Raw genomic sequence first — 15,522 nt, forward strand, 5'->3', positions numbered from 1 at the left:
CAGAATATGGCGACCAAAGCCGTGACCGATGCCAGCTTCCAGAGCGACGTGCTCGAAGCCGAAAAGCCCGTGCTCGTCGATTTCTGGGCGGAATGGTGCGGCCCGTGCAAGATCATCGGCCCGTCGCTGGAGGAAATTTCCGACGAACTGGGCGAGCAGGTGACGATCGCCAAGCTCAACATCGACGACAATCCCGACGCGCCCGGGCGCTACGGCGTGCGCGGGATCCCGACGATGATCCTGTTCAAGAACGGCGAGCCGAGCGCGGTCAAGGTCGGTGCCGAGCCGAAAAGCGCGCTCAAGGCGTGGCTGCAGGGCGCGCTCTAGGCCTCGTCACAGATCCACCGGATCAAGGGCCGCGCGATCGCCCGGATTGCGCGGCCCTTTGCATGTTCATGACGGGACGGCACGAAGCTGCTTGCATTTCTTTCGTTCGCGACGCTAGCTTGGTGGTTGCGGGTTGTGTCGTCGTGGCCCGTGCGCTGGTAACGACATTGCCCGTGTGGGTGTCGATCCAGGTCGCCCAGTTGCGCTGACAGCCGGAAACCGGCGCGCGCGTCTGAACGCGAACGACCGGGGGAGGCCCGAACAGCGATCGCAAAAGCGGGGGCTTTCCGTGTCGATGAACCATGCCGGTCCGTTCACATCTTCCAGAAAATCGTCGCGCCGGTCGCGTGCGATGGGCTACCTGCTCGGCGCGGCGCTGCTCGCCGTGGCGACGGGACCGTCCGTGGCGCAGGATGTGCCGGCCGTCCCTGCGGCGACCCAGCGCCTTCATGACCGGCTGATCACGCTCGACTCGCACCTCGACACCCCGGCGTCGCTCGACTTGCCCGGTTGGTCGATCCTCGAGCGTCACGACGCCACGCAAGACTATACCCAGGTCGACCTGCCCCGGATGAAGGCCGGCGGGCTCGATGGCGGCATGTGGGCGATCTACACGGCGCAGGGACCGCTCGATCCCGCAGGTTATCGTGCGGCGCGCGATTTCGCGGTCATGCGCGGCGTGTCCATCCACAAGATGATCGCCGCCGCGCCCGAACAGTTCGAATTGGCGCTGACCGCCGCGGACGCCGCCCGCATCGCTGCGACGGGCAAGCGCATCGTCTATCTGTCGATGGAAAACGCCTATCCGCTGGGCGAGGATATCGGGCTGATCACGCTCTTTCATCGCATGGGCGTGCGGATGATCGGCTTTACCCACTTTGCCCACAACCAGTTCGCCGACAGCTCGACCGACCCGTCGAAGACGCCGCGCTGGCAGGGGCTGAGCCCGCTGGGACGCGACCTGCTGGTCGAGATGAACCGGCTGGGCATCGTCCCCGACCTGTCGCACAGTTCGGATGCGGCGCTCGACGACGCGCTGGCGCTGTCCAAGACGCCGCTGGTGCTCACCCATTCGGGGTGCAAGGCGATCTATGACCACCCGCGCAATGTCGACGACGCCCGGCTGCGCGCGCTTGCGGCGAAGGGCGGCGTCATCCAGATGAATGCCTATGGCGGCTATCTGCGCGCGCTCAAGCCCAACCCGGCGCGCGAACAGGCGCTCCGCGCGCTGAATGCCGATCGGCCTCCGGGCGCGATGACCGCCGCGCAGCGCGAGGCGATGCTGGCCAAGCGGCGCGAGATCGATCGCCTTTATCCCGAAACCGATCCGGCGACGTTCGAGGATTTCATGGCGCACCTGCTCCACGCGCTCAAGGTCGTTGGCCCCGACCATGTCGGGATTGGGCTCGACTGGGACGGCGGCGGCGGCACGGTCGGAATGCGCGACATCACCGCCTTGCCCCGGATCACCGACGCGCTGCTGAAGGCCGGCTATAGCGAGCGCGACATCGCCAAGATCTGGTCGGGCAACCTGCTGCGCGTGCTGCGCGCCGCCGAGGCCGCCGCCGCACCGGATGCGAGGGCGGCCGCGCCCTCCGAAGGCCATTGAGCGCGGCGGGCGCCGTGCACTGGCTGCTGCCGCTGCTGGCGATGCTCGCCGCGGGGCTGTTCGCCGGCTTTGCGGGCGGGCTGTTCGGAATAGGGGGCGGGTTCGTCGTCGTGCCCGCGCTCTTCGTGCTGCTGCCGCTGCTCGGCGGCAATCCGGCCGAGCTGGCGCACGTCGCGATCGGCACGTCGCTGGCGACGATCGTCACGACATCGCTGCGCTCGGTTCAGGCGCACGCGCGCCGCGGTGCCGTCGACTTCGACGTGCTTAGGGCGTGGGCACCATGGATCGTGCTGGGTGTCGGCATTGGCGTCGTGCTCGCCGCGCGGTTGAGCAGCGATGGGCTGGCATTGATCTTCGGCGCCGGCGTGGCGCTGATGTCGCTGCATTTCCTGTTCCCGCTATTGGCCGACCGGCACCTGGCGACGGACATGCCCGGCGGCCTGACCCGCGCCGGGATTGCCGGCGGGCTGGGCGCTTTTTCGTCGCTGCTCGGCATCGGCGGCGGCACGATCGCGATCATCGTGATGACATTGTGCGGCAAGTCGATCCACCGTGCGGTCGCGACCGCATCGGGGATCGGCGTGATCATCGCGCTGCCCGGCATGATCGGCTTCGTCGCCATCGGCCTCGGCGTGCCCGATCTGCCCTGGGGATCGCTCGGCTTCGTCAACGTGCCGAGCGCGCTGATCGTCACATCGATGTCGATCGTCACGGCACCCTGGGGGGTGGCGGCGGCGCATCGGTTGAGCCCGGCGCTGCTCCGTCGCGCCTTTGGCATCTACTTGTTGTTCGTGGGCGTCGTGATGATCCGCAACGGGATCATCGGATGAGAGATTGAGACTGCAACCAAAGGGAGAAACCGCCATGTCGATCGAGCTTTCCAGACGCGCCTGGCTGGGCGCCGCCGCCGTCGCCGGGGGTGGGGCGATCGCCGCCACGCGCAGCGCCTATGCCTTTCCGTCGGCCGAACCGCCGGTGTTCGGTCCCGCGCCCGGCGTCGCGCTGCTGTCGCGCAACGAAAATCCGTTCGGCCCGGCGCCCAGCGCCATCCGCGCCATGGCCGACGCGGCGGGGAAGGGGTGCTATTATTCCGATGGCGGGCTGCGTCGCCTGACCGACATGATCGCCGAGCGATTCGCGGTGTCGCGCGATCACGTCGTCATCGGCAACGGATCGACCGAAGTGCTTTCCGCCATCGCGCTCGCATACAAGGACAAGGGCGCGATCCTGGGTGCGGACCTGTTCTGGGACACGACGGTCCAATATGCCGAGCGGCAGGGCGCTAAGGTGCTGCGCGTTCCGCTCGCCGCCGACATGGGCGTCGACCTTGACGCGATGGCGGCAGCGGTCACGCCGGACATTGCGCTCGTCCATCTGTGCAATCCCAACAACCCGACCGGCATGCTGATCGACGGCGACCAGGTCCGCGCCTTTGTCCGCAAGGTCGGGCCGAAGGCGACCGTGCTGGTCGACGAAGCCTATAACGAGCTGACCGACCGGCCCGAGCACCATTCGGTCGCCGATCTCGTCAAGGCGGGCGAGAATGTCGTCGTCTGCCGGACCTTCTCGAAGATCTACGGCATGGCGGGCCTGCGCGTCGGTTATGCGCTGGCGCGGCCGGAGGTTGCGAAGCGGGTGAGCGAGCACCTGATGAGCTTCGGCGGCAACAGCGCCGGGCTGGCGGCGGCGATCGGTTCCTATGGCGATATCGCGTTCCTCAATTATTCCAAGGCGCGGATCGTCGAGGGGCGCGGCATGATCATGGATGCGGTCAAGGCGGCGGGGCTTGCCGCGCTCCCCAGCCAGACCAATTTCGTGTTCGTGAAGGTGCCTGACGCGAATGCCGTGCAAAAGGCGATGGCCGCGCGCAGCGTGATGATTCGCGGCAGTTACGGCAAATGGACGCAATGGTCGCGCGTCAGCACCGGCCGGATCGAGGACGTACAGCGATACGCCGCCGCACTGCCCGAAATCATGCGCGCCTGAAGGCAATCGGGGCGGCCAGGGCACATGCCGCAGCAATATCGGCACCTGGCCTTCCGGACCACCTTGTCTGCCCGCCCCGCAACAGGCTAATCGGCGGCAGTGGATGCCCACGAGAAGCGCAAGGAGTGGTTCAAGATGCTGAAGGTCGTGAAGACGAGTTTGAGTGCAGCAGTCGTGATCGGGCTGACGGCGATCGCGTCGCAGGCGTCGGGCCAGGGCGCGCCGAACAAGGCCGCGTTCGCACCCTGCTCCGTCTGCCATGCGGTGACGCCCAAGACGAACAAGATCGGGCCGAGCCTGCACCAGATCGTCGGCCGCAAGGTCGGCACCTATCCCGGTTACACCTATTCCCCGGCGATGAAGGCCAAGGGTGGCGTGTGGACCGAAGCTGCACTTGATACCTACCTGACCAAGCCGCAGGCCTATGTTAAGGGCACCAAGATGGCCTATCCCGGCCAGCCCGACCCGGCGAAGCGCAAGGCGATCATCGCTTATCTCAAGACGCTGAAATAAGCGACGGGCGCCTCGCCCGGCAACGGGCGGGGCGCCGATTGCGCCTGACACCGGCGTGACGGCACTGGGACGAGGAGACGGGCGTGACGAGCGATCTGGGCGGGGCCCTCAGATACAACGCAATTGCGCGTACGCTGCATTGGGTGATCGCCATCCTGATCATCGCCAATGTCGCAATCGGTCTGCTGGGTGACGCGATCGAGGAAGCGGTGGGAAGCAGCCCGTTCCCGCTGCACAAGTCGATCGGTCTGACCGTGCTGGTGCTTTCGTTGCTGCGCCTCGGCTGGCGCATCGCCAATCCGCCGCCGCCGCTGCCCGCACATACCGGCCGCAACGAACGGCGTCTCGCCGCGATCATGCACGGCGTGCTCTATGCGCTGATGATCCTGGTGCCGTTTACGGGTTATGCGATGAGTTCGGCGGGCAAATATCCGCTGTCCTGGTTCGGCCTGGTCACGGTGCCGAAACTCCCGATCGAGCGGGAAAGCGCGCTGGCCGACCTGATGCACGAGGGGCATGAAGTGCTGGGGATCGCCATTGCGATCCTGGCTGCGGGCCACATCGTTGCCGCGCTGCGTCACGGCTTCCTGCTTCGCGACGGGGTGCTCCAGCGGATGACCGGCGGACGCGGCTGATCGCGCCGGGTCATCTGCCTGCAACCCGATGGCCATATCGTGCGAATTGGTTAAACTGTGACGATGCACATCGCCCCCATTTCCCCGCCGCCAGTCCATGGCGATCCCACGGCGCTGGTCGTCGATATGCTGATCGCTGCCGGGGCGCGGCTGGATGCGCGCGGCTTGGCGGCGGCGACGTCGGGCAATTATTCGGCGCGGCTGGCCGACGGCAATGTGCTGGTTACGCGATCGGGGCGGCACAAGGGGCGGCTGACCCGCGCGGATTTCATGGCGCTGTCGCCCGAGGGCGTGGCGCTGGAGGCGGGACGACCCTCGGCAGAGGCCGCGCTGCACCTCATGCTCTACGAGCATTTCCCGCACGCAGGGGCGATTCTTCACTGGCACTCGCCGTCAGCGGTCGCGCTGTCGCGCGCCGTCGGCTCGGAAGAGTGGGTGATCGAGGGGCATGAGATGCTGAAAGCCTTTCCGGGCGTCGATACCCATGCGACGCGACGGATCGTCCCGATCGTCGACAACAGCCAGGACATGGCGGTGATCGACGCGGCGATCCGCCCCCGGCTGTACGGATCGGAATGTGCGCCCGTGTTCCTGATCCGCGGCCATGGGGCCTATGCCTGGGGCGTCGACGTCGCCGAGGCTGAGCGGGTGAGCGAGGCCGTCGAGTGGCTGGTCGCCGCGGAGCTTGCCGAACGCCAGTGGCACGCAACGCGGGAGGCGCAAGGATCATGACGCGCCTGACCATTCGCGGTGCCGCCGATGGCGCACTGATCGCCGAGACGGTCGATCCGGTCCGGATTGCCGAAGATCTGGCCGGGATCGGCGTGCGGTTCGAGCAATGGCCGTTGCGCGACGTCGCAGACATGCCGGCGGATGCCATCCTCGCCGCCTACGCACCCGAGATCGACCGGCTCAAGGCACAGGGTGGCTATCGATCGGTCGACATCGTCGCGCTGACCCCCGACCATCCCGATCGGGTCGCGCTGCGTGCCAAGTTTCTGGACGAGCACCGGCATGCCGAGGACGAAGTGCGTTTCTTCGTCGCGGGCGAGGGGCTGTTCTGCCTGCGCACCGACGATCGCGTTCATGCGCTGCTGTGCACCGCTGGCGATTTGGTTTCGGTGCCCGCGGGGATGCGCCACTGGTTCGACATGGGGCCCGCGCCGCGCTTTACCGCGATACGTCTCTTCACCAATCCCGACGGCTGGGTGGCGAAATTCACCGGCGATCCGATTGCGTCGCGCTTTCCCCGCCACGAGCCGGCCGCGGCCTGACGCTGCCCTTCATGCCGAGCGCCGGGCCCATCCTGCTCGATATCGAGGGCACGACGAGCAGCATCGCGTTCGTCGCCGAGACGCTGTTCCCCTATGCCCGCGCGCGCCTTCGCGCGTTCGTCGCCGCCAATGCCGCGCGGTGCGCACCGATCCTGGCGGAGGTCGCCGCGGTCGCACCGGGGGATCCGGTCGCCACTCTGATCCAGTGGATCGACGAGGATCGCAAGGCGACCCCGCTCAAGACGCTGCAGGGAATGATCTGGGCCGAGGGTTATGCCGATGGCAGTCTGTCGGGGCATGTCTACCCCGATACGCCGCGCGCGCTTGCCCGCTGGCAGGCGCAGGGTCGGCGCATATTCATCTATTCCTCCGGGTCGGAGGAAGCCCAGCGGCTGTTGTTCGCGCACAGCGTCGCGGGCGACCTGACACCCTTTCTCGCCGGTCATTTCGACACCCGGATCGGGGCCAAGCGCGACGCGGCCTCCTATGCGGCGATCGCCCGCGCGATCGATGCCCATCCGTCCGATATCCTGTTCATTTCCGACATTGCCGCGGAGATTGACGCCGCACGCGCCGCCGGGCTTTCGGCGTTGCGGATCGACCGCGAGGGCGGCGCCGACGCCGACATCGCCAGCCTGGACGAGGTGCTCGCGACATGATTCTCGCCGGCGAAACGACCCGGTCGATCCAGCGTACCGCCGATGGGCGCGGCGCGCGCATCCTCGACCAGCGGCTGCTGCCCTGGGAAATTCGCTGGGTGGAGCTGCGCGACGCCGACACCGCCGTGCGGGCGATCCGCGAGATGTGGACGCGCGGCGCGCCGATGATTGGGGCGACCGCCGCCTATGGCCTCGCCATGGCGCTGGCGGTCGACGCGAGCGACGACGGGCTTGCCGCGGCTTATGCAATGCTGCTCGAGACGCGGCCGACCGCGGTCAATCTGCGCTGGGCCCTCGATCGGGTGCGCGAGGCTGTGGCGCCGCTCGCCCCTGCCGATCGTGCGGCCGCCGCCTTCGCACGCGCCGACGCGATCTGTGACGAGGATGTCGCGCTGTGCCGCGCGATCGGCGAGCATGGCCTGGCGCTGCTGCGCGAGCTGGCGGTGGCGAAGGGCGGTGCGCCGCTCAACCTCCTGACGCATTGCAACGCCGGGTGGCTCGCGACCGTCGACTACGGCACCGCGACCGCGCCGATCTATCTCGCGCATGATGCCGGCATCGCGCTGCACGTCTGGGTCGACGAGACCCGGCCGCGCAATCAGGGGGCGCTGCTGACCGCGTTCGAGCTTGCCAATCATGGCGTGCCGCATACCGTCATCGCCGACAATGCCGGCGGGCTACTGATGGCGCGGGGTCAGGTCGACGCGGTGATCGTCGGCACCGACCGGGTCACCGCCAATGGCGATGTCTGCAACAAGATCGGCACCTATCTGAAGGCGCTGGCGGCGGCGGACAACGAGGTACCCTTCTATGTCGCGCTTCCCTACACGACGTTCGATCCCGTCACCGCTGATGGCGCATCGATCCCGATCGAGGACCGCGATCCCGACGAGCTGCGCCTGCTGACCGGCCCGACGGGCGATGGCATGGCGACGGTGCGGGTGACCGATTCACCGGCGTACAACCCCGCGTTCGACGTCACGCCCGCACGGCTCGTGACCGGTTACATCACCGAGCGGGGCGTGCTCAGCCGGCTGTAGCCTTCAGTGCGGGCACGGCGCGGCCAAGCCGCGCGACCGCTTCATCCAGCGTCGCGTCGACCTTGGCAAAGCAGAATCGCACCAGGTGCCGCACCGGATCTTCGGCGTAGAAGGCGGAAATCGGGATGGCGGCGACCCCGACATGGTCGATGATCCAGTCGCAGAAGGCCACATCGTCGATCGCGATCCCCGATCGTTCGAGATCGACCGACAGGAAATAGGTTGCTGCGCTCGGCACGGTGGCAAGCCCGATCGCGTTCAGCCCGCTAGCGAGCCGGTCGCGCGATCGCTCGAATGCCGCGCTCTGGGCGCTGATCCAGTCGCGCTGCGTCGCCAGCCCCTCCGCCACGGAATATTGCAGGTTGGGTGGGGTGGTGAAGGTCAGGAACTGATGCGCCTTGGCCAGCACGGATGCGATCGGCGGCGCCGCGCACATCCATCCGACCTTCCAGCCCGTGAGTGCGAACATCTTGCCCGCCGATCCGATCTTGACCGTCCGGTCGCGCATCCCCGGCAGCGCCATCAGCGGAACATGCACCGCACCGTCGAACACCACCTGCTCCCACACCTCGTCGCAGATCGCGACGACGTCGCGCTCGACACAGAAGCGCGCAATCGCCGCAAGCGCGTCCGCCCCCAGCATCGATCCGGACGGATTGAGGGGGTTGTTGAGCAGCAGGAGCCGCGTGCGCGGCCCGGCGGCAGCGGCCAGGGCGGCAGGGTCGATCCGCCAGTCGGGGGGCGTCAGCCGCACCAGCCGCGCCACGCCGCCGGCGCGCCGCACCAGCGGCAGGTAGGCATCGTAGAGCGGCTGGCACATCAGCACCTCGTCGCCCGGCGCGATCAGCGCGAGCAGCGCCGCCGCCAGCGCCTCGGTCGCCCCCGAAGTAACGATGACTTCGCCGGGGTCGAGGTCGAGCTGTTGCGTGTCGCGATAGAAGTCGGCGACTGCCTGGCGCAGTTCGGGGATGCCGGCCATCGGCGGATACTGGTTCGACCGGTGGTCGAGCGCGCGTGCGGCGGCGGCGCGCACCGCGTCCGGCCCGTTTCCGTCGGGAAAGCCTTGGCCCAGATTGATCGCGCCGGCGGCACGCGCGCGGGCGGACATCGCCTCGAACACGGTCGTCGGCATAGCGGCATAGATCGGGTTCATTCGGTCGGTGCTCCGGGCGGGCGCAGCGCATCGGCGAGCGAGCGCGACGCGCTGCCCCGGCGCGCCGGACGCGGTTGCGAGGGATCGGGTGCCCAGCCGGTCAGATAGACGAGGTTGAAGGTTTCGGTCGTCCGCCCGTCCGCGTCGGCCGCCTGGGTAAAGGCGGCTGCGGCGCGGGCCAACGCGGCTGGCGCCAGCGCGCGCCGATCGCGCAGGATGTTGGTCGCGGCCATCGCGCGCAGATCGTCGAGCAAGCGGCCGAGGTCGCGATAGCGCACCGCCAGTGGCTCGACATCGGCGACCGGCAGCGCAAAGCCCGCGCGCATCAGCAAGTCGCCCGCCGCGCGCACCTCGACCTGCGGATGCAGGCGCGGCGCCGGGCGATCGGGTTCGGCGGCGCGCAGCGCGGCGCGCAATGCGGGCAGCGATCCCGCGCCGGTGAACGCGCCCAGGAACAGCCCGTCGGGTCGCAGCACGCGGCGGATCAGCGCGAGCGCACCGGGCAGGTCGTTGACGCTGTCGAGCACGCCCAGGCTGACCACCAGGTCGAAGCTCGCATCCGCAAAGGGCAGGCGATCCTCATCCGCCTGAACCGCGGGACCGCTTGCGCGTCGGGCAAATCCGAACCCCGCGTCACAGCGGACGATGCGCGTGCCCGGCAGGTCGAAGTCCGCCGCGCCGCAACCGAGATCGAGAATGTCGGTGAAGCGCCGGGCGACCGCGTCGAGCCGGTCGACAATTCCCTCGATCATCTGCGCGCGCAGAAAATCCCCACCCGGCGTCGCCGTCGCCGCACGGTCGCGTCGCAGGCGTCGTGCCCGCCGGTCGAAGATTTCCGCCTGGTCCATGCCGGCGCTTGTGCCGTTGCCGGCAGCGGGCGACAAGCGGGGATGTTGGTTCGCGCCCGCATCCTCGCCCGTCCGCTCCGACGCCTGGTCAACCTCGCGCTGCCGCCGCGCTGTCCCGGCTGCGGGGAGGTGGTCGAGGCGGATCACCGGCTGTGTGCGGCCTGCTGGCGTGACCTTGCGTTTCCCGGCGCACCTGCGTGCGCGGGCTGCGGCACCCCCTTTGCCTTCGACCGTGGCGAGGCTGCCCGTTGTGCGGCGTGCCTGGCGCACCCGCCCGCACATGACGGCGTGACCGCTGCGGTCGCCTATGGGCGGGTGGCGAGCGTCCTCGCGCTCAAGCTCAAATATGGTCGCCGGCTGGGCGTGGCGGCGACGATGGCGCGGCTGATGGCCCGCCATCTCGATCGGTCGACCGAACATGGCCCGCTGCTGGTGCCGGTGCCGCTGCATCGCTGGCGGCTGTGGTCGCGGGGATTCAACCAGTCGCTGCTGATCGCGCGGGCGCTGGCCCAATCGACCGGGCTGAGCGTCGCGCCCGCGGCACTGGTCCGCACGCGATCCACCCGGGCGTTGCGCGGAATGGGACCAGGGCAGCGCGCGCGGACGCTGGCCGGGGCGTTTGCGGTCCCGGCGGCGGCGCGGGCGACGGTCCGGGGCCGCGACATCGTGCTGATCGACGATGTCTACACGACCGGCGCGACGGCCGACGGTTGCGTCCGCGCGCTCAAGCGGGCGGGTGCCGCGCGCGTCCAGGTGCTGTGCTGGGCGCGCGTGCTGCGCGACGCAGAGGTCGGCGATTGACAAGCGGGGTGCGGCACCACAACTCTTGGCGGATGGCGCACATCGAAATCTATACCAAGGCATTCTGCCCCTATTGCAGTAGGGCGAAGAAGCTGCTCGGCGACAAGGGCGCGAGCTATGACGAGATCGACCTGACGATGGGCGGCCCGCGTCGCGCCGAGATGGTCGACCGCGCCGGCGGCCGGACAACCGTGCCGCAAATCTTCATCGACGGCCGTCACATCGGAGGCTCGGACGACCTCGCCGCACTCGACCGGCGCGGCCAGCTGGACGAACTGCTCGCGCAATGAAGATTGCGCTGGCCCAGCTGACCAGCGGGACCGATCCCGCCGCCAATGCGCATGCGCTCGCGGCCGCGGTCGCAGAGGCCGCCGCAAACGGCGCGACCCTGTTGTTCACGCCGGAAATGTCCAACCTGATCGACCGGGACCGCGCGCGTGCGTCGGCCAGCATCGTCGCCGAGGAAGCGGACGCGACGCTCGCAGCGGTGCGCGCGGCGGCGGCAACGCACGGCATCTGGGTACATCTCGGCTCGCTCGCGCTCCTGCGCGCAGACGGACGCTTCGCCAATCGCGCGTTCGTGATCGACGCGACGGGATCGATCCGCGCGCGCTATGACAAGCTGCACCTGTTCGACGTCGACCTGCCGACCGGGGAAAGCTGGCGCGAATCCGCGGTCTATGCCGCGGGGGAGGGGGCGACCGTGGTGGCAACGCCGCTCGGCCTGCTGGCGCCGACCATTTGCTACGACCTGCGCTTTCCCGACCTCTACCGGGCGCTCAGCGACGCGGGCGCGCAGATCATCGCGGTGCCGGCGGCGTTCACCCGGCCGACTGGGGCGGCGCACTGGCATGTCCTGCTGCGCGCGCGTGCGATCGAGGCGGGGTGCTTCGTCGTCGCTGCCGCCCAGACCGGTGTCCATGCCGATGGCCGCGCCACCTATGGACACTCGCTGGTCATCGATCCCTGGGGCGAAGTGCTGCTCGACATGGGGGAAGAATCCGGCATCGGCTACGCCGACATCGACCTCGCGCGCCTGGAAGAGGTCCGTGCCCGCGTGCCGGCACTCCGGCATCGCCGGACCATCCCGCCCGTGGTTCAGGTGTCATGATCGTCTTCGATCTGCGGTGCGGCAACGCGCACGTGTTCGAAGCCTGGTTCGGATCGAGCGCGAGCTTTGAGGCGCAGCGCGCCGAGGGCCTGCTGTCCTGCCCGATCTGCGGCGACGACCGCATCGCCAAGGCGGTGATGGCGCCCAATGTCGCCGCCAAGGGGAACCGCCGCAAAGAGGCGATGCCGGCGTCGCTTCCGGCGGTAACCGGGGCTTCCGGTTCCGCCGTGCCGACTACCGAAGACCAGGCGGCCAAGCTTGCGCTGGCAATGGTCGCCAGGGCGCAGGCCGCGCTGCTCGAACGCTCGCAATGGGTCGGCCGGTCCTTTGCCGACAAGGCGCGCGCGATGCATCTGGGCGACGAACCCGAAGCGCCGATCCATGGCCAGGCGACCGTCGAACAGGCTCGCGCGCTGATCGACGAAGGCGTGCCCGTCGCGCCGCTGATCATCCCCGTCGCCGCCCCCGACACGCTGAATTGACCCGACCGGGTGCACGCGATACCTGCGACCCGCCGCCCCGGTAGCTCAGCAGGACAGAGCAACGGTTTCCTAAACCGCAGGTCGGGAGTTCGAGTCTCTCCCGGGGCACCACATTCCCGAAATTTCCACTGCCAGTCGCAGCATCGGCAGCGTCATCGATACGGCGATAACCGCCGGGGATAGGCCAAACCAAAATTCAAACATCACGCGCCGCGCAGGATATTGGCTCGGTGAAAGAGACTCGGGTGTCCGGAAAGGCGTGAAAGATTGAGCTGGTTAGGAGAATGAAAGTCACGAATATAAGGGTGAGGGTGGTAGAACCATGATCGCGAAGCAAGTTGCGCATATCATTGCAGATTATGTCGTATTTCTTGAACTGACCGATGAGGGCGAGCTCAATCTCGATACGGCCGTTCAAATGATGGAGGTCCTAGCCGGACAGCTCTAGGAGCTTGATAAGGGGTTTCTTCGGGAATTAGTCGACGCCTTTGCGGTGATCAGCGAAGAGTATAGCGGCGAAGCCAAAGAGGTGGTGCAGAACATTGCGCATAATTTCTACCTTGAGGAGGCGTTGGCAGCGGATGACCCCGTCAGGCTAGCCGAGTTGGACGCGTTACGCGAAGCGCGGGAGTGAGGGGCGCAGCGTCGGCAAGGCTAATGGGAGGGAAGCGCATACCCAGGGACCCATGCCTCCCTGACCGTGGCGCCTGACAGAAAGTAACCGACGAACCGATCGCGTCGTCTCCTGCCCACGGGAACACGACCGTGCCGACATCGCCATGTCCGCCGCGTCGGCACGGGTCGATAACGATCAACGTGCCGAAATTGCTCGCTTGTGGTGTGCTTTGCGCCGCTCTATAGGCCGCGGCGTGGAAAGGCGGTGTCCGCCGGCTCGGGTTGGCGGGGAACCGGGACGGAGAGTGGGATGGCGACGGCTTTGGATCATATGCAGCAATCTGAACGGGATCATGCGCCGGCGAATGACGCGGCGGCGCAGGGGTATCGGCCCAGCGCCGACGAGCCGTTCATGAACCCCCGGCAACTCGACTATTTCCGGCAGAAGCTGCTGGACTGGAAGGACGCCATTCACCGCGAGGCGCAGGGTACCCTGTCGCAGCTCCAGTCGGAGCCGCTGCGCGAGGCCGACCTGACCGATCGCGCGTCGAGCGAGACCGACTGGTCGATCGAACTGCGCACCCGCGACCGCCAGCGCAAGCTGATCTCAAAGATCGACGCGGCGCTGCGTCGCATCGACGACGGCGAATATGGCTATTGCGAAGTGACCGGCGAGCCGATCTCGCTGGCCAGGCTGGAGGCCCGTCCGATCGCAACGATGACGGTCGAAGCGCAGGAGCGCCATGAACGCAACGAGAAAATCTCGCGCGACGAATAGTCGTTTAACCGCTTGATGCGTTTGTGGTAGATATCCGAGGACTAGTATCGGCAGGCAGAGCAGGCGATGGAACAGGACAAGACGCGCGCAAGGAGTGAGGCAGCGGCCTCCAGTCGCCAGGTGCGATCGGCGCCGCGCGAGACCGCTTCGCTCAGCGCGAAGTTGCGGGTCGAGGGCGGGCGCGCGGTCACGACCCGGGTCCGCAATCTTTCGACCGGCGGGATCATGGCCGATTATGCCGCGCCGCTGATCGCGGGTACGCCCGTTGAAATCGATCTGCGCGGGCTTGGCCTCGTCTCGGGGACGATCGCGTGGTCGACCGACGGCCGCATCGGAATTTCGTTCGATCGCCCGGTCGATCCCAGCCTCGCGCGGCGTCAGTCGTCGCGTCCGGCCCGCGGGTCGGCCTATGGCGAAGCAGGCGTCGCACACGGCTGAGCGACGTCGCGCGACCGTGAGATCCGCCGCTCATCGTGGATCCGGCGCTTAGCGAGCGAGCGATGCAAACCGCTCGATTTGAGAAATGTCCGGGCGAGCGCGTTTGCGGCCCGCCCGGTGTGGGTGTGGCTCAGCCGGCGGTCATCTCTTCCTTGACGCGGAGCTTGCGGCGCTTCAGATCGCGCAACACCGCCTGGTCGGGCAGCGGACGGAGCGATTCGTCCTGAATCCGACGGTCGAGTGTGGCGTGCTTGCTCTGCAAAGCCTCGAAATGGGCGTCCTGCATTGACCTTTTCCTCCTGCGTTTTGGGGATGAGGGTCGGCAAGTAAATCATGAACGGCCGGGTTTGTCGCCCACCACTTTGCCGCTATTCGATGGGCGGAGCGGAATTTGCTGCGGCGCGTGGCGACTGCCGGTGTTTCGGCGCCGATGCGGGCACCGGTGGCGGCAGGGGCGGGGGCGCGGACGTCGTGGAGGTTCGATCATTGGACGATACGGAACTTCGCCAACGTCTTGAAATCCTTCGGGTCGAGCATCGTGACCTCGACGCGGCAATCGAGGCGCTGCGGGCCGCTGGCTCCCAGGACCAGCTCCAGCTCGCGCGGCTGAAAAAGCGCAAGCTTCGCCTGAAGGACGAAATCGCGCTGATCGAGGACTGGCTGCTGCCGGATATCATCGCCTGAACCCGGCGGCCCGCGAGGCGCTCCAGTTATGCACAGCTTGTTGATACGGCCGCAAAAACGAATGTTCCGGCGAACGGCAAGCTGTGGCAATCATGCGCGATGGACGAAAGCCCCTATCCGGCCCGCCTCGAACCCAGGCTGATCGACGCGCTGTATGTCGAAGCGATGCTTCTTGCGGACGAAGCGCGCGGCTATTTCGACGAGGTCGGGCGGGGCCAGCGCGATACGCTCGATCCGCTGACCAAGGTTGCCTTTTCATGCGAGTCGCTCAAGGTGACGACGCGGCTGATGCACGTTATCGCCTGGCTGCTGACCCAGCGGGCGGTCATGGCCGGCGAAATCCCCCGCCGTGATGCGATGGACCCCTCGCGGCGGCTGGGTGAGGCCCCCACAAGCGATATGAGCGTCGTCGAGCGCATGCCCAGTGTGGCGCGTGACCTGATCGCGGCCAGCGCGGAGCTGCATCGTCGCGTCGCCCGGCTCGACGTCGCACAGGCCGAACCCGCGGTCGCGGGCAGCCCGGCACGGGCCATGATGGAAAGGTTGCGGCGCGCGATCTGATCGCGCGG

The 15,522-nt window shown here is 67.8% G+C and carries 21 protein-coding genes and 1 tRNA gene; 19 read left to right on the forward strand and 3 right to left on the reverse strand.

Features of this window, described 5'->3' with window-relative positions; genetic code table 11:
• Window positions 1–6: 6 nt before the first annotated feature.
• From trxA to mtnA, 10 genes are all read left to right on the forward strand, one after another.
• Window positions 7–327, forward strand: coding sequence for a thioredoxin (gene trxA, locus AX676_RS09635; RefSeq protein WP_066479555.1), 321 nt, complete (start codon window positions 7–9; stop codon window positions 325–327).
• A 352-nt stretch (window positions 328–679) separates the two neighbouring features.
• On the forward strand, window positions 680–1,936 hold the full coding sequence (locus AX676_RS09640) for a dipeptidase (RefSeq protein ID WP_066479552.1): 1,257 nt from the start codon (window positions 680–682) through the stop codon (window positions 1,934–1,936).
• Window positions 1,937–1,977: 41 nt separating this feature from the next.
• The gene (locus AX676_RS09645) at window positions 1,978–2,766 is read left to right on the forward strand and encodes a sulfite exporter TauE/SafE family protein (RefSeq protein WP_066480118.1); all 789 of its coding nucleotides are present in this window, start codon (window positions 1,978–1,980) and stop codon (window positions 2,764–2,766) included.
• Between the two features lie 34 nt (window positions 2,767–2,800).
• Complete coding sequence (locus AX676_RS09650) at window positions 2,801–3,922, forward strand: pyridoxal phosphate-dependent aminotransferase (RefSeq protein WP_066479550.1); 1,122 nt, start codon at window positions 2,801–2,803, stop codon at window positions 3,920–3,922.
• A 135-nt stretch (window positions 3,923–4,057) separates the two neighbouring features.
• Window positions 4,058–4,435: a c-type cytochrome gene (locus tag AX676_RS09655; protein ID WP_066480116.1), complete on the forward strand. Its 378-nt coding sequence runs from the start codon at window positions 4,058–4,060 to the stop codon at window positions 4,433–4,435.
• A gap of 83 nt (window positions 4,436–4,518) precedes the next feature.
• Window positions 4,519–5,070 (forward strand): cytochrome b, encoded by a 552-nt coding sequence (locus AX676_RS09660; RefSeq protein ID WP_231725992.1) that lies wholly within the window; start codon window positions 4,519–4,521, stop codon window positions 5,068–5,070.
• A 63-nt stretch (window positions 5,071–5,133) separates the two neighbouring features.
• Complete coding sequence (mtnB, locus tag AX676_RS09665; RefSeq protein ID WP_231725993.1) at window positions 5,134–5,802, forward strand: methylthioribulose 1-phosphate dehydratase; 669 nt, start codon at window positions 5,134–5,136, stop codon at window positions 5,800–5,802.
• On the forward strand, window positions 5,799–6,344 hold the full coding sequence (locus AX676_RS09670) for a 1,2-dihydroxy-3-keto-5-methylthiopentene dioxygenase (RefSeq protein ID WP_066479547.1): 546 nt from the start codon (window positions 5,799–5,801) through the stop codon (window positions 6,342–6,344). Before mtnB ends, AX676_RS09670 begins: the two co-directional genes overlap by 4 nt.
• An 11-nt stretch (window positions 6,345–6,355) precedes the next feature.
• Window positions 6,356–7,003, forward strand: a complete 648-nt coding sequence (gene mtnC / locus AX676_RS09675; protein ID WP_066479545.1) for an acireductone synthase — start codon at window positions 6,356–6,358, stop codon at window positions 7,001–7,003.
• The gene (mtnA, locus tag AX676_RS09680; RefSeq protein WP_066479543.1) at window positions 7,000–8,043 is read left to right on the forward strand and encodes an S-methyl-5-thioribose-1-phosphate isomerase; all 1,044 of its coding nucleotides are present in this window, start codon (window positions 7,000–7,002) and stop codon (window positions 8,041–8,043) included. Before mtnC ends, mtnA begins: the two co-directional genes overlap by 4 nt.
• Here mtnA and AX676_RS09685 read toward each other — a convergent pair.
• Window positions 8,030–9,196: an aminotransferase gene (locus AX676_RS09685; RefSeq protein WP_066479541.1), complete on the reverse strand. Its 1,167-nt coding sequence runs from the start codon at window positions 9,194–9,196 to the stop codon at window positions 8,030–8,032. The genes mtnA and AX676_RS09685 overlap by 14 nt on opposite strands.
• On the reverse strand, window positions 9,193–10,044 hold the full coding sequence (locus tag AX676_RS09690) for a class I SAM-dependent methyltransferase (RefSeq protein WP_197417034.1): 852 nt from the start codon (window positions 10,042–10,044) through the stop codon (window positions 9,193–9,195). The genes AX676_RS09685 and AX676_RS09690 overlap by 4 nt, the downstream gene beginning before the upstream one ends.
• A 42-nt stretch (window positions 10,045–10,086) precedes the next feature.
• On the opposite strand from AX676_RS09690, the gene AX676_RS09695 reads away from it, so the two are divergent.
• From AX676_RS09695 to AX676_RS09730, 7 genes are all read left to right on the forward strand, one after another.
• Entirely contained in the window at window positions 10,087–10,845 is a 759-nt protein-coding gene (locus AX676_RS09695) for a ComF family protein (RefSeq protein ID WP_066479536.1), read from the forward strand.
• Between the two features lie 32 nt (window positions 10,846–10,877).
• A complete protein-coding gene (grxC, locus tag AX676_RS09700) occupies window positions 10,878–11,135 on the forward strand; it encodes a glutaredoxin 3 (protein ID WP_066479533.1) in 258 nt (85 codons plus the stop codon).
• Window positions 11,132–11,956 carry a carbon-nitrogen hydrolase family protein gene (locus tag AX676_RS09705; RefSeq protein WP_066479531.1) on the forward strand — a complete coding sequence of 275 codons (825 nt, stop codon included), beginning with the start codon at window positions 11,132–11,134 and terminating at the stop codon, window positions 11,954–11,956. The genes grxC and AX676_RS09705 overlap by 4 nt, the downstream gene beginning before the upstream one ends.
• Window positions 11,953–12,438, forward strand: a complete 486-nt coding sequence (locus AX676_RS09710) for a DUF1178 family protein (RefSeq protein ID WP_066479528.1) — start codon at window positions 11,953–11,955, stop codon at window positions 12,436–12,438. The genes AX676_RS09705 and AX676_RS09710 overlap by 4 nt, the downstream gene beginning before the upstream one ends.
• 34 nt (window positions 12,439–12,472) lie before the next feature.
• A tRNA-Arg gene (locus tag AX676_RS09715) sits at window positions 12,473–12,549 on the forward strand.
• 814 nt (window positions 12,550–13,363) lie between these two features.
• Window positions 13,364–13,831, forward strand: a complete 468-nt coding sequence (gene dksA / locus AX676_RS09725; protein ID WP_066479526.1) for an RNA polymerase-binding protein DksA — start codon at window positions 13,364–13,366, stop codon at window positions 13,829–13,831.
• Between the two features lie 66 nt (window positions 13,832–13,897).
• Window positions 13,898–14,269 (forward strand): PilZ domain-containing protein, encoded by a 372-nt coding sequence (locus tag AX676_RS09730; protein WP_066479520.1) that lies wholly within the window; start codon window positions 13,898–13,900, stop codon window positions 14,267–14,269.
• Window positions 14,270–14,399: 130 nt separating this feature from the next.
• On the opposite strand, the gene AX676_RS17285 is transcribed toward AX676_RS09730, so the two are convergent.
• Window positions 14,400–14,555 (reverse strand): YdcH family protein, encoded by a 156-nt coding sequence (locus AX676_RS17285; protein WP_082730952.1) that lies wholly within the window; start codon window positions 14,553–14,555, stop codon window positions 14,400–14,402.
• 200 nt (window positions 14,556–14,755) lie between these two features.
• Between AX676_RS17285 and AX676_RS09735 the strand changes: the two genes are divergently transcribed.
• Together AX676_RS09735 and AX676_RS09740 are read left to right on the forward strand one after the other, a co-directional pair.
• A complete protein-coding gene (locus AX676_RS09735) occupies window positions 14,756–14,953 on the forward strand; it encodes a YdcH family protein (RefSeq protein WP_066480109.1) in 198 nt (65 codons plus the stop codon).
• Window positions 14,954–15,052: 99 nt separating this feature from the next.
• Window positions 15,053–15,514, forward strand: a complete 462-nt coding sequence (locus AX676_RS09740; protein WP_066479511.1) for a DUF1465 family protein — start codon at window positions 15,053–15,055, stop codon at window positions 15,512–15,514.
• Window positions 15,515–15,522 lie beyond the last annotated feature (8 nt).

This window comes from Sphingomonas sp. CCH21-G11 (assembly GCF_001555965.1).
GTDB lineage: Bacteria > Pseudomonadota > Alphaproteobacteria > Sphingomonadales > Sphingomonadaceae > Sphingomonas.

Coding starts and splice junctions, on each gene's coding strand:
- trxA (WP_066479555.1), top strand. CDS start 7: ATGGCGACCAAAGCCGTGACCGATGCCAGCTTCCAGAGCGACGTGCTC.
- AX676_RS09640 (WP_066479552.1), top strand. CDS start 680: ATGGGCTACCTGCTCGGCGCGGCGCTGCTCGCCGTGGCGACGGGACCG.
- AX676_RS09645 (WP_066480118.1), top strand. CDS start 1,978: ATGCTCGCCGCGGGGCTGTTCGCCGGCTTTGCGGGCGGGCTGTTCGGA.
- AX676_RS09650 (WP_066479550.1), top strand. CDS start 2,801: ATGTCGATCGAGCTTTCCAGACGCGCCTGGCTGGGCGCCGCCGCCGTC.
- AX676_RS09655 (WP_066480116.1), top strand. CDS start 4,058: ATGCTGAAGGTCGTGAAGACGAGTTTGAGTGCAGCAGTCGTGATCGGG.
- mtnB (WP_231725993.1), top strand. CDS start 5,134: ATGCACATCGCCCCCATTTCCCCGCCGCCAGTCCATGGCGATCCCACG.
- AX676_RS09670 (WP_066479547.1), top strand. CDS start 5,799: ATGACGCGCCTGACCATTCGCGGTGCCGCCGATGGCGCACTGATCGCC.
- mtnC (WP_066479545.1), top strand. CDS start 6,356: ATGCCGAGCGCCGGGCCCATCCTGCTCGATATCGAGGGCACGACGAGC.
- mtnA (WP_066479543.1), top strand. CDS start 7,000: ATGATTCTCGCCGGCGAAACGACCCGGTCGATCCAGCGTACCGCCGAT.
- AX676_RS09685 (WP_066479541.1), bottom strand. CDS start 9,196: ATGAACCCGATCTATGCCGCTATGCCGACGACCGTGTTCGAGGCGATG.
- AX676_RS09690 (WP_197417034.1), bottom strand. CDS start 10,044: ATGGACCAGGCGGAAATCTTCGACCGGCGGGCACGACGCCTGCGACGC.
- AX676_RS09695 (WP_066479536.1), top strand. CDS start 10,087: ATGTTGGTTCGCGCCCGCATCCTCGCCCGTCCGCTCCGACGCCTGGTC.
- grxC (WP_066479533.1), top strand. CDS start 10,878: ATGGCGCACATCGAAATCTATACCAAGGCATTCTGCCCCTATTGCAGT.
- AX676_RS09705 (WP_066479531.1), top strand. CDS start 11,132: ATGAAGATTGCGCTGGCCCAGCTGACCAGCGGGACCGATCCCGCCGCC.
- AX676_RS09710 (WP_066479528.1), top strand. CDS start 11,953: ATGATCGTCTTCGATCTGCGGTGCGGCAACGCGCACGTGTTCGAAGCC.
- dksA (WP_066479526.1), top strand. CDS start 13,364: ATGGCGACGGCTTTGGATCATATGCAGCAATCTGAACGGGATCATGCG.
- AX676_RS09730 (WP_066479520.1), top strand. CDS start 13,898: ATGGAACAGGACAAGACGCGCGCAAGGAGTGAGGCAGCGGCCTCCAGT.
- AX676_RS17285 (WP_082730952.1), bottom strand. CDS start 14,555: ATGCAGGACGCCCATTTCGAGGCTTTGCAGAGCAAGCACGCCACACTC.
- AX676_RS09740 (WP_066479511.1), top strand. CDS start 15,053: ATGGACGAAAGCCCCTATCCGGCCCGCCTCGAACCCAGGCTGATCGAC.